At 43.5% G+C, this 12,406-nt stretch carries 12 protein-coding genes; all 12 read left to right on the top strand.

Annotation, left to right across the window (positions count from 1 at the left end):
* The first annotated feature begins 29 nt into the window (after positions 1 to 29).
* Genes M0R36_06955 through M0R36_07010 form a run of 12 tightly spaced genes read left to right on the top strand, consistent with a single transcriptional unit; the run spans position 30 to position 12,339 of the window.
* A complete protein-coding gene (locus tag M0R36_06955) occupies positions 30 to 1,115 on the top strand; it encodes a glycosyltransferase family 9 protein (GenBank protein ID MCK9555538.1) in 1,086 nt (361 codons plus the stop codon).
* Entirely contained in the window at positions 1,112 to 2,206 is a 1,095-nt protein-coding gene (locus tag M0R36_06960) for a glycosyltransferase family 4 protein (protein MCK9555539.1), read from the top strand. Before M0R36_06955 ends, M0R36_06960 begins: the two co-directional genes overlap by 4 nt.
* Complete coding sequence (locus M0R36_06965) at positions 2,203 to 3,327, top strand: glycosyltransferase (GenBank protein ID MCK9555540.1); 1,125 nt, start codon at positions 2,203 to 2,205, stop codon at positions 3,325 to 3,327. Before M0R36_06960 ends, M0R36_06965 begins: the two co-directional genes overlap by 4 nt.
* 19 nt (positions 3,328 to 3,346) lie before the next feature.
* Positions 3,347 to 4,744, top strand: coding sequence for an undecaprenyl-phosphate glucose phosphotransferase (locus M0R36_06970; protein MCK9555541.1), 1,398 nt, complete (start codon positions 3,347 to 3,349; stop codon positions 4,742 to 4,744).
* The gene (locus M0R36_06975) at positions 4,734 to 5,687 is read left to right on the top strand and encodes a glycosyltransferase (GenBank protein MCK9555542.1); all 954 of its coding nucleotides are present in this window, start codon (positions 4,734 to 4,736) and stop codon (positions 5,685 to 5,687) included. Before M0R36_06970 ends, M0R36_06975 begins: the two co-directional genes overlap by 11 nt.
* Complete coding sequence (locus M0R36_06980; GenBank protein MCK9555543.1) at positions 5,680 to 7,131, top strand: hypothetical protein; 1,452 nt, start codon at positions 5,680 to 5,682, stop codon at positions 7,129 to 7,131. Before M0R36_06975 ends, M0R36_06980 begins: the two co-directional genes overlap by 8 nt.
* A gap of 20 nt (positions 7,132 to 7,151) precedes the next feature.
* A complete protein-coding gene (locus tag M0R36_06985; protein ID MCK9555544.1) occupies positions 7,152 to 8,207 on the top strand; it encodes a glycosyltransferase family 9 protein in 1,056 nt (351 codons plus the stop codon).
* Positions 8,170 to 9,237, top strand: coding sequence for a D-glycero-beta-D-manno-heptose-7-phosphate kinase (rfaE1, locus tag M0R36_06990; GenBank protein MCK9555545.1), 1,068 nt, complete (start codon positions 8,170 to 8,172; stop codon positions 9,235 to 9,237). Before M0R36_06985 ends, rfaE1 begins: the two co-directional genes overlap by 38 nt.
* A gap of 19 nt (positions 9,238 to 9,256) precedes the next feature.
* Positions 9,257 to 9,793, top strand: coding sequence for an HAD family hydrolase (locus M0R36_06995; protein ID MCK9555546.1), 537 nt, complete (start codon positions 9,257 to 9,259; stop codon positions 9,791 to 9,793).
* Between the two features lie 12 nt (positions 9,794 to 9,805).
* Positions 9,806 to 10,534, top strand: coding sequence for a 3-deoxy-manno-octulosonate cytidylyltransferase (gene kdsB / locus M0R36_07000; protein MCK9555547.1), 729 nt, complete (start codon positions 9,806 to 9,808; stop codon positions 10,532 to 10,534).
* A gap of 21 nt (positions 10,535 to 10,555) precedes the next feature.
* A complete protein-coding gene (gene kdsA / locus M0R36_07005) occupies positions 10,556 to 11,377 on the top strand; it encodes a 3-deoxy-8-phosphooctulonate synthase (protein ID MCK9555548.1) in 822 nt (273 codons plus the stop codon).
* Positions 11,374 to 12,339, top strand: a complete 966-nt coding sequence (locus M0R36_07010) for a KpsF/GutQ family sugar-phosphate isomerase (GenBank protein ID MCK9555549.1) — start codon at positions 11,374 to 11,376, stop codon at positions 12,337 to 12,339. Before kdsA ends, M0R36_07010 begins: the two co-directional genes overlap by 4 nt.
* Positions 12,340 to 12,406: the final 67 nt, after the last annotated feature.

Consider the following 12,406-nt stretch of genomic DNA (forward strand, 5'->3'; position numbering starts at 1 on the left):
TCTTTAAGAAAAAATGGTTAAAAATTTTTATGGGTTTATTTGATTTCTTCGGACGCATCCTTTATTTTCCGGGATGGCTGAAAAAACCGCTGGGCGAACACCCCGGGAATATAGCTGTTTTGAGATTTGACCATATAGGAGATATCATAAATACCACACCTCTTTTAAGGGCTTTAAGAAGTAAATATAAGAATGCGAATATAGATGTTTATGTGAGCCCGTGGGGCGAGGAAGCAATTGCGGGAAACCCGCGCGTCAACAATATTTTCATCGTAAAAACTAACATATATAAACGCGATATAAAAACCAGAATAGGACTTGCTTCTATTTTGAGCATTGCTTCAATTATCAGGAAAAAAAAATATGACATCGGCATAAGCGCGAGGGGAGATGTCAGGGAGATATTTCTTTTGCGGGCGGCCGGCGCGCGACATATAGTATCTTACGGTGTCACGGGCGGAGCGTTTATGGCAGACACAGTTCCCGAGTATCAGTTCGGAAGCCATGAAATTGATATTAATCTGAATATAGCAAAAGCCCTGGATTGCCCCGACCTTTCCCCGGCAACGGAATTTTTCATAAAAGAAGAAGATATGCATGTCCGGCGTTTGTTCGGATTGGGAACAGGCAGATATATTGTATTTCATGTCGGTTCGGGGGCTTCTTCCAAAAGGTGGCATCCCTATAAATTTGCCCGCCTTATATTGATGTTAAAGGATACGGGTTTAAATGTGGTCCTTGTCGGCAGCTCTTCCGAGACTCAGAATGTAATGAAATCGTTGTCTGATAAAGGGAATGTTGTCGATTTGGGCGGAAAGACGACCCTCTCCCGGCTCGGCGCCGTTTTGCGGGAGGCGGTCCTTTTTGTAGGCACTGATTCCGGGCCGTCCCATATTGCCGCGGCTCTGGATGTCCCGAGTATTATCCTGTTCAGCGGAGCTAATCTTCCTTCCCGCTGGGCGCCGCGCGGCAAGAATGTTAAGGTAATTTATAAAAATACGCCTTGTTCCCCATGTTGCTCGTTTGACTGCCGCGTAAAAGGGCACCCGTGTATGGAAAATATTACCGAGTCTGAAATATATCGGCAAATCAGGAGCATAATAGATAAACCATGAAAATAGTTTTCGATGCCAGAATGTTACACTCTTTGGACCACGGTATTGCGGTACACGCGTATAACCTGCTGAAAGCGTTGGTAAATACGGAATCGGGATTTGTTTTCAGCGTCCTGGCTCCGAAGGATAATATAATCGATTTTGAAAGCGGGAAAATGGAAATTGTTTTTTCCGAAATCCCGATGTATTCCGTTTCCGAGCAGGTCCTGCTGCCGGGTGTTATAGGCAGGCTGCATCCTTCTTTGTACCATATCCCTTCTTTTTCCGCGCCTTTATCGCTTAAGTGCCCTTTTGTAATGACGATCCATGATTTGATACATATGAAGTTTTCTTACGATTATTCCCGCTTGCACAGGATCTATTATAAGATGATAGTAAAAAGAACCGCGCGAAAGGCGGAAAAAGTGATTACGGTTTCTGAGAATTCAAAAAAGGATATTATTGATTTTCTGGGGCTGGAGAAATCAAAGATTGAAGTAATTCCCAACGGCCTTGATTTTGAACGGATAAGACAGGTGATTGCCGGAGACCCGGGGGAGTATATCCGTGGCAGGTTTGGAATAGACGGGGATTTTATTATTTGTATCGGCAATCCGAAACCGCACAAAAATCTTATAACGGCGCTGAAAGCGTTCAGGAAAGCGGCTTCGAAAAGCGTTGTTCCCGTCAAAATGCTTGTCGGCGGAGCGGGAGAAAAGTTTCTTTCCGAAGCCGGGATAAAATCCGGAAAGGATATAATCTGCGCCCCTGATATGAGTTCGAAAGATTTATATAATGCTGTGAAAGCCGCCCGGATGCTTGTTTTCCCGTCGCTATATGAAGGATTTGGTTATCCTCCGGTTGAAGCGATGGTCCTTTCTACGCCTGTTATAACAACGAATGTCTCTTCATTGCCCGAGATAGTAAAAGACGCGGCCCTGCTGCTGGATCCTCTTGATGCAGATGCTATGGCTGAGGCTGTATTAAAATTACTGAGAGATGATTCCTTGAGGCAGAACCTTATTCAAAGGGGGCTTAAGACAGCGGAACAATATTCGTATGAGGTAATGGGCAGGCGGACCTTATCTTTGTATGAGGAGTTGTTGAAATGAGTTGCAGGATTGCTCTGGCGCATGATTGGCTTACCGGTATGAGAGGAGGGGAAAAGTGCCTTGACGCGATGTGCGACTTATTTCCGGATGCCGATATTTTTACCTTGTTGCACAGGAAGGGAAGTGTTTCAGAAAAAATTGAAAAACACAGGATTATCACTTCATATCTTCAGAAGATACCCGGATCCTGCGGTTTTTACAGGTATTTGCTTCCTTTATTCCCGGGCGCCGTGGAAAAATTTGATCTTTCCGGCTATGATTTGGTTATAAGCAGCAGCCATTGTGCGGCGAAAGGCATAAAAACCACCGGGAACCAGAAGCATATATGTTACTGCCACACTCCCGTGAGATATGTTTCGGATATGGCAAGAGTTTACTTTGACAGGGGAAAATTCGGTAAAGCCAGGTATTCGGCGCTAAGCCCTTTCCTTAAGCGTTTTGAAAGGTGGGACACAGAGAATTCCGGGAGAGTTGATTATTTTGTCGCAAATTCCCTGAATGTAAAAAAGAGGATTTTGCGCAGATACGGGGTGGATTCGACGGTAATATATCCTCCGGTGGATACCGAAAAATTTTATAACAATAAAAGCGAGGATTTTTATCTTGTCGTCAGCGCTTTTGCCCCGTATAAAAAAGTTGATCTTGCAATAAAGGCTTTTAACAGGCTTGGCAGAAAGTTAATTGTGATAGGAAGCGGGCAGGATGAAAAAGGCCTGAAGAAAATGGCATCATCTAATATTGAGTTTTTAGGCTGGGTGGGAGATAATGAAATAAGGGAATATTACAGCAGGTGCAAAGCTTTTATTTTTCCCGGCGAAGAAGATTTCGGTATCACACCCGTGGAAGCCCAGGCTTCCGGAAAACCTGTTATAGGATACGGCAGGGGAGGCCAGACAGAAACTGTAAGGTCTCTCGATAAGTTTAAAGACGATAATCCCACGGGAGTATTTTTCTACGAGCAAAATGTAGAAGCTCTTGCGGAAGCGGTGAGGGTATTTGAAAATAACTGCGGTTTTTTTGATCCGGAGAAGATAAGGCATAACGCGGAAAGATTTAACCGCGGAAGGTTCTTATCCGAATTTAAAAGTTTCGTGATAGCTAAGTTCGGAAGAAATTTTTGAAAATACGGGAGACGAATCGGTGAAATCAAAAAGAAGTGATTTTCTTCTTAAAATAATCCTCCTGGCCGGCGATGCCGTCCTGGTGTCTTTGAATTTTATGTTTGTATACTACCTCAGGTTTCACACTTTTATCAGTGTGCCCAAAGGAGTTCCTGAACTGAGCGCGTATATTCAGGCTGTTCCTGTTGCTGTCCTTATCTGGATATTAATTTTCGCCCACTTCGGGCTTTATAATATATCGAACATCGAATCCAGATGGAACCAGGCGGGTAACGTCACAAAAGCTGTTTTCTGGGGGACGGTCGTCCTTCTGGCGGCTTCCACTTTATACAGGGCTTTCTCCTATTCGAGGCTTGTCATTTTTCTTTCATTCCTTAGTTCAATAATGCTGTTAAACATTTTCCGGCTTATAATCAGCGCCTTAAGGATAAAAATGCTCAAGAACATACCCAATAAGAAGAGAGTCCTGATAATAGGCACCGATGATACCGCCATCCGTATCGCCCTGACACTTAAGGAGAATGCTCAGTATGTTTCAGAAGTTGTGGGTTTTATTTCTGCGCTTCCTGAGATGCTGGGCAGGGAAATCGCCGGGGTTAAAGTTGTTGATACACTTGATAATGCGGAAAAACATTTTTCAAGGAATGAGGCGGATGAAGTTATCCTGGCGCTTTCGACCCTCCCTCACGAAAAGATAGTGGATTTCATAATTAAGTGTTCAAAAGAAATGATAAACTGGAAAATGATACCCGATGTAATGCAGATGACGGTTGCGAGGCTCGGGCTTGAGGAGATCAGCGGCATACCGATAATGAGGCAGAAAGACCTTCCGCTTGACCATGTAGGCAACAGAATATTAAAAAGGGTTTTTGATATTTTCGGTTCGCTGGCGGGCCTGATTATTTTTTCCCCCGTTTTGATTGTTTTTGCCTTGTTGATCAGGATTACATCTAAAGGCGGGATTTTTTACGGTCAGAGGAGGGTCGGTGAAGACGGACGGGAATTCAATTTATATAAACTGAGGTCCATGAAACCGGGCGCGGAGGACGTAACAGGGCCTGTGTGGGCCAAGAAAGATGACGAAAGGACCACAAATGTCGGGAAAACAATGCGGAAATATAACATAGATGAAATACCCCAGTTCTGGAATGTTTTGAAAGGCGATATGAGTATTGTCGGGCCGAGGCCCGAGAGGCCGCATTTTGTGTATCAGTTTAAAGAGCAAATACCTTATTATATGGCGAGGCACAGGGTGAAGTCCGGGCTTACGGGGTGGGCGCAGGTAAACGGCTACAGGGGGGATACTTCCCTGGAAGAGAGAATAAAACATGATTTGTATTATATGGAAAACTGGTCTCTTATGTTCGACCTTAAAATAATTCTTATGACATTAAAAGCTTTTAAAAATGCATACTGATACTACGGCCTTCACAATAACATATATCATTATAAATCATAATACGGAAAAACTTACGTTGAATTGTATCGATTCTGTAAAGAAGAATTCCGTTTCCGGCTATGAAATAATCGTATTTGATAACGGTTCTGAAGAGGAGAATGTCCGGAACCTGGAAAAAAGGGATGATATCCTTTTTTTGGCGTCAAAAAAGAATCTGGGTTTTGCCCGTGCCTGCAACCGGGCTTTTGAGAAATCGTCCGGTGAATTCGTATGTTTTATCAACAGCGATGCCGAGCTCAAAACAGAAGTGGATGAGTTAATCGGTTTTTTAAGGTCTGATGACAATGCCGCCGCCGCCGGCGCCATGCTTCTGAATAGCGACGGTTCAGAACAGAATTCATTCGGGAAAACGCCGTGTTTTTTGACGGAAATATTTAATAAATCCTTATTGAAGATATTTTCGGGAAAGTCTTTCTGCCAGAAAGCGGGGCAAAGGTCCGGGCCGTTTGAGGTTGAAAGCCTTGTCGGGGCTTTTATGGTGGTGAAAAGCCGGATTTTCAGGGAACTGGGCGGGTTTGACGAAAGATATTTTTTCTTTTTCGAGGAATCCGATTTTTTCTTAAGGGCGCGCGGGGCGGGCTATAAGATTTTTCTGTTTCCCGGCGTAAAAGTTATCCATTTCCAGGGCAAGACCGCCGGTGTTAAATTACTGCGCGCAAGGGCTGAATATTATCTGTCGAGATATAAGTATTTCAGAAAACACTATGGCCATTTCGGGGAATCGGCCCTGAAAACGTGCCTTATCATGCTGCTGCTGTCCAGGTCGATACTCTATCTGGCGGGTAATCTTGCCACCGTTTTTTTGATCAAGGATTTAAGGGATAAATTTATTTTATCCGGTTATCTGTTTTTGTGGCATTTACTCGGACTGCAGGGGAACTGGGGGTTGATGAATGAATGACGCGGGCATAGTATGGGAATATGTCGATCCCGGAATAAAAAACATTCCGGATGACATGAATGCTTTTGCCGGTTTCGAACCGGTCAATAAATCCGATGCGAGGATACTTCTCAGGGGGCCGGTAGGGGGAAGACAGTGTTATATAAAATTATATTTGAATCCGACGGTCATTGACTTCCTGAGATACTGCTTTAAAAAGAATAAGTCTTTGAAAGAACACGAAAATATGGTTTTGCTTTCCAAAAAAGGGATAAAAGTTCCCCTGTCCCTGGCGGCGGGAACTTTCTCTTCGCAGGATATGAAGGATGGCGGTATTTTTATATCCGAAGAAATTACCGGCGCCCGGCCCCTTTCAGAGAAAATCAGGGAAGAACCTGATGCCTTGATGGATAAATTCTGCGGGTTTGTCAGGGAATTGCATAAGAAGGGAGTATATCAGATTGATTTTCACCTTGATAATATCCTTGTTTCCGGCGGGCAGATCTATTTGATAGATGTCCAGAGGGTAAAAATATTCGGCTCTGCGGTTCCGCGCCGGCTGATTTTCAGAAATCTTGCGAATATAAATATGTTTTTAAGGGAGGCCCTCGGCGAAAAGTATCAGCTGATGTTCTTTGAAAAATACTTCGGAATGGGTTATAAAGCATTTTTCGAAGATATAGAAAAAATGACTGACGAATACTTTTATAGATTATGGAAAAGAAGAGATAAAAAAGCAGTCGAAAACAAGGAAAATTATTCGTTTGTGAGAATCAAAGGGGTTAAATATGTCTCAAAAAGGGAATTTTCAGAATCTGCCGGGACAGGTTTTATTACAGGCATCGGGGAACTTTTTGAATCGTCGGATGTCATCAAGGACGATGTAAAGACTTCTGTCAGAAGGATGAATTATAAGAATTACGACCTTGTGGTAAAAAAGTATAACAAAATATCATTTGCTACGTTTCCCGGGAGAAAGGCTGTGAGTTCATGGAAAGGCTCTGTAGGATTGAAGATAAGGAAGATATGCACTCCGGAGCCTGTGATGGCGATATCGTGCGGCAATAAGGCCGGATATTTCATAGCTGAAAATAAAAAGGGTATTGTCCGGATTGACGAATTTTTGAGGCAGGATGATTTGTCCCCTGAAAAGAAGCGTAAAGTAATGGAGAACGCCGGAAAATTCTTCGCGGATTTGCATAATAAGGGCATTTATCACAGGGATACAAAACCGGGAAATATATTTGTTGAAAAAAGCTGCCTGGCCATTTCCATACTTGATACCGACAGGGTGCAATTTTCCAGGTCTGTAAGCCCGCGAAAAAAAGTAAAGAATTTAAAAAGGTTAATTGATAATATAGGTGATATCCTGAAAAATGAGGATAAGGATATATTTTTACAAAGTTATTTTGCCGGAACCAGGTGTCTGGATGCCGGATATAGACGGAAAGCGGAAAAAATCTGATTCTTGACCGAGGGTTGTTTATGAGTCCGATAAAAAAAATTCTTGTGATAAAACCCAGCGCCCTGGGGGATGTCATCCAGACAATCCCGGCGGTAAGGGTTATAAAAAACCTTATGCCCGAATCGGAAATATCATGGGTGGTTTCCGGCAAATTCAGGAAAATTGTTGAAATGGTGGATGCGGTCAGTGAAGTTTATGATTTTAAAAGGGATAAGTGGGGGAATATATTGTTCCTGCCTGTGACATTGATTGAGATGATATCGCTTATAATAAAAATCCGCATGAAAAAATTCGATATCTGTTTTGATTTTCAGGGATTATTCAGAAGCGGACTGATAACCTGGTTGAGCGGCGCTAAAATCAAAGCCGGGTTTGCGGATGCGAGGGAATTTGCCGCCATGTTTTACAACCGGAAATGTCCGATACGCCGGGACTCGGTCAATTCGGTTGAAAGGTATATAGGCCTTGTATCCGAAGTTTCGGGAAAGAAAGAGAAACAGGAAGTCAGGTACCGCCTTAATGTGCCTCATCCCATTTTGAAACTGGGGGAAGTTATGTGGTTTAAACCCGGGACAAAGGGTCCTAAAATATGTTTTATGCCCGGTTCACAGTGGCATTCAAAGAGATGGGATGTGGAGAATTACAGGAAAACTGTTTTTTTCTTAAGGGATAAAGTGGATGCGCGCATGATAATAACCGGAACCAGGGAAGAGGAAGAGATAGGAAACAGGATTGTCTACGGCTGTGAAAAAGCTATGAATCTGTGCGGTAAAACGGATATATTATCTCTTACAGGCATCCTGTCGTTAAGCGACCTTGTAATCACGAATGATAACGGAGCGATGCATCTTGCGGCGGCGCTGGGCAAGAAAATGATATGTATTTTCGGCCCCTCATCACCCGAAAGGACGGGGCCCGAGGGGAAAGGTATATTTATATTCAGGTCAAAACTTCCATGCGCCCCGTGCTTTAAGAGAAAATGTCCGAAGGGCAGATGTATGACCGATATATCTGTTTCTATTGTCGCTTCCAGGGCACTTGAAATGCTGGACATGGAAAACAGGGCATCTAAATGATAAAATATACTATTGCCGGAAAGAAAGGGTAAATGTCGTGAAGCGGGTAAAAAAGGAAAAGATATTAAAAGTTCTGGATAAAATGAAAAAAGCGAGAGTCCTTGTTGTGGGGGACGTGATGCTTGACTGCTTTATCTGGGGCAAGGTTGACAGGATTTCTCCGGAAGCCCCGGTGCCTGTTGTGGAAGTGCTGAGAGAAAGCTTTATGCCCGGCGGCGCCGCAAATGTCGCGAATAACCTTAAAAGCCTCGATGTGATGAGTTATCTTTGCAGTGTGATAGGCGATGATTCCAACGGAAAGAAGTTATGCGCTATAATGCGTTCACAGAAGATAAATTTAAACGGTTTAAAAGTTCTTGCCGACAGGGATACCATAGTAAAAACCAGGGTCATAGCTCATCAACAGCAGGTTGTGAGGTTTGACAGGGAACAGACACATGAGATAGGGCTTAAGTTAGTATCGGATATACTGAAATTTGCGGAGGAAAACACAGGTAATTACGGCGCGATTATAGTTGAAGATTACGGTAAAGGCCTGATTAGACAGGAGTTGATAAACGGTTTAATAAAGATCGCCCGTGATAACGATAAAGTAATTGCCTTCGATCCGAAGATAAACAGGTTCTTCCGGCTTTCCGGCGGGACTGTAATCACCCCCAATCACACGGAAGGATATGCGTTTGCGGGCATAGATGTCAAAAGAGACGATTTATTGTATGAGGCGGGGAAGATACTTCTGGATAAATTCGGCATTAAATATGTTTTAATGACATTGGGGGAAAAAGGAATGTGCCTGTTTGAAAAAGGGGAAAGACCTTTCCAGATATCGTCTGTAGCGCGTGAAGTGTATGATGTTTCGGGAGCCGGTGATACTGTGATATCGGCTTTAACCGCGGCTCTTGCCGTGGGCTCGGATATAAGAACGGCCGCGGTAATAGCAAATTATGCCGCCGGAATTGTAGTAGGCAAGTTGGGCACGGCTACAACAACAATCGAAGAGATGAGATCCGCCGTAATACAAAAACACTGATTGGGGCGATAAGACGGATATGGTTTCTAATAAAGCTGTTTTTATTGACCGGGACGGGACATTGAATCATGATCCCGGGTTTATAAGCAGGCCTGAAGATTTCAGTTTCTATGAAGGGTCTGTAAAAGCGCTTAAGGATATAAGTGAGCTGGGTTTTCAGATTTTTATAGTAACCAATCAGTCGGGGCTGGGCAGGGGTTATATTAAAGAGAAAGATTTGGCGGAAGTCCACGATAAGATACGCGCGGAACTTAAGGAAAACGGCATAAACATTTCGGGTATTCTTGTTTGCCCCCATTTGCCCGAAGACAACTGCCTGTGCCGCAAACCGTCGCCGTATATGGTAAAATGCGCCGCCGATAAACATGATATCTCACTGCCGGATTCTTTTTTTATCGGAGATCGGGAGAGCGATATAAGAACCGGTAAAAATGCCGGTTGTAAAACTATACTGGTCTTGACCGGAAATGGCAGGGAGACTCTGAGAAAAAGCGATATAAAGCCCGATTTTGTCGTAGAGGATATAAGAGAAGCGGTAACTGTTTTAGGAGAGTAGCTGTATTCTATTATGAAAACTCTGATTGTTATACCCGAGAGATATGAATCGACAAGGTTTCCCGGCAAGCCTTTGGCTCTGCTCGGAGAAAAACCGCTTGTGCTGTGGGTCTGTGAAGCCGCTGAAAAATCAAAAAAAGCGGATGAAGTGATTGTGGCTACGGATGATACGCGTATTAAAGATGTTGTGGAAAAAGCGGGTTTTACCGCGGTTATGACGTCAAAAAAACATGTATCCGGTACCGACAGGGTTTCCGAGGTTGTTTTTAAAAAAGAGTGCGATATTGTTGTTAATCTGCAGGGTGATGAACCGTTTATGAAACCCGAAATAATAGACACACTGATAAGAAGATTGTCCGGAGACCATTCTATCCAAATCGCCACGGCAGCCGTAGAAATCGCGGATGAGAGGGAAGCGGCGGACACAAACATTGTAAAAGTTGTTGTGGACAAAAACGGTTATGCAATGTATTTTTCCAGAAGCATGATACCTTTTTACCGCGACATGTCCGCAGACAGGAGATGGCTGAAGCATCTCGGTATTTATTGTATGAGGAAAAGTTTTCTGGATGATTTTATTAAGATGAAGCATTCGGGGCTGGAGGTTATTGAAAAGCTTGAACAATTGAGAATACTGGAATCGGGAAATGACATTTATGTTGAAAAAGTGGATTATTCGGGTTTGGGTGTAGACACGCCTGAAGACATTAAAAAAGCGGAAAAGTTTATCGTTGACAGATAACATTATTGGAGAATAACCGGTATGAACAATCCTGTTGTTGTCGGGGGAATGAAGATAGGCGGGTCGAATCCTTTGATTCTGATAGCGGGCCCTTGTGTCATTGAAAATGAAAAGCACTGTCTCTCTATGGCCGGAAAACTCAGCCGGATTTCGGAGGCGGAAGGGATTGGGCTTATATTTAAATCATCCTATGATAAGGCGAACAGGATGAAATTGGAATCATTCAGGGGCCCCGGTATAAAAAAGGGGCTTTCCATACTGAAAAAAGTTAAAAGGGAATTCAACCTGCCTGTTATAACGGATGTCCACCGTGAATCTGAAGTTGATGATGTAGCGGAAGTTGCCGATATCATACAAATACCGGCTTTCCTCTGCCGTCAGACGGACCTTCTGGTAAAAGCGGCGGGTACAAAGAAACCGGTGAACATAAAAAAAGGGCAATTTGTCGCGCCGTGGGATATGAAGTACATAGTTGAAAAAGCGGAATCAGCCGGAAATAAAAATATCATTGTAACGGAAAGGGGATATTCCTTCGGTTACAATAATCTTGTTTGCGATATAAGGAGTCTTTGCCTGCTTAATTCTATCGGGACTCCTGTAGTTCTTGATGTTACGCACAGTCTTCAGTTGCCCGGCGGACGTTCCGGTTCTTCGGGAGGGCAGAGCGCATTTATTGCTCCGCTGGCGCGTGCCGGTGTAGCATCCGGCTGTGATGGTATATTTATGGAAGTTCATAACGATCCGGAGAAGGCCCCCTGTGACGGGCCCAACATGCTTAACATAAAACATCTTCCGGATTTGATAAAAAAATTAAAAGATATAGACAGGATAGTTAAAGGATGAAAGCAAAAATGTCATTCATAAAAACAGCAAGAAATGTTATAAAGACTGAAATTGACGCGTTGGCGTTAGTCCACAAAAAGATTAATAAGGATTTTAATAAAGCAATAAACCTGATACTTTCGTCAAATGGCCGTGTTATTGTGACCGGTATGGGAAAACCCGGGCTTATAGGGAGAAAGATTTCGGCGACACTTGCGAGTCTGGGCACCCCTTCTCTTTTCCTTCATCCTGCCGAAGCCATTCACGGCGACCTGGGAATGGTTTTGAAAGAAGATACGGTCATTGCGATTTCAAACAGCGGCGAATCCGAGGAAATCATAAAACTGGTTCCGTTGATAAAAAAAATAGGAGCTAAACTTATAGCTGTTACAGGAAACAAAAAATCGACCCTTGCCAGGCATAGCGATGTAATTTTGGACGCCGGCGTAAGTAAAGAAGCCTGTCCGATGAATCTGGCGCCTACGGCCAGCACTACGGCTGCGCTGGCTTTGGGCGATGCGATAGCGATTGCCCTGCTTAAAGCCAAGGACTTCAAGATTGAAGATTACGCGTTTTATCATCCCGGCGGGGCTTTGGGAAGGCAGCTCCTGAAAGTTAAGGATATTATGAGGACAGGAAATAAACTGGCCGTTGCGCGCGAAAATGAATTGATAAAGAATGTTCTGCTGAAGATTACAAGAGCGCGCGCGGGCTGTGCTTCGATAGTAAATGCGCGCGGTAAGATGGTCGGACTTTTTACTGACGGCGATTTAAGGAAAAACATTGAAAAGACACCCGATATTATAAACAGGGAAGTAAAATCGTATATGACCATGAACCCTACAGTCATATATGAAGATAAACTTGCGATGGAGGCATTGCGCATTATCAAGGAGAGGAAATTCGACGAAATTCCGGTGGTTAATAAAAACGGTAAACCCGTGGGTTTGATTGATGAGAAAGACCTTCTCGGAATTGGGTGAAAATGAAATTAAGATTAAAGTTTGAGGCTGATGTTAAGATTTAGAGTACAGATTAAGAATCGTTTTA

It is taken from the genome of bacterium, from assembly GCA_023228325.1.
GTDB lineage: Bacteria > Auribacterota > UBA6266 > UBA6266 > UBA6266 > UBA6266.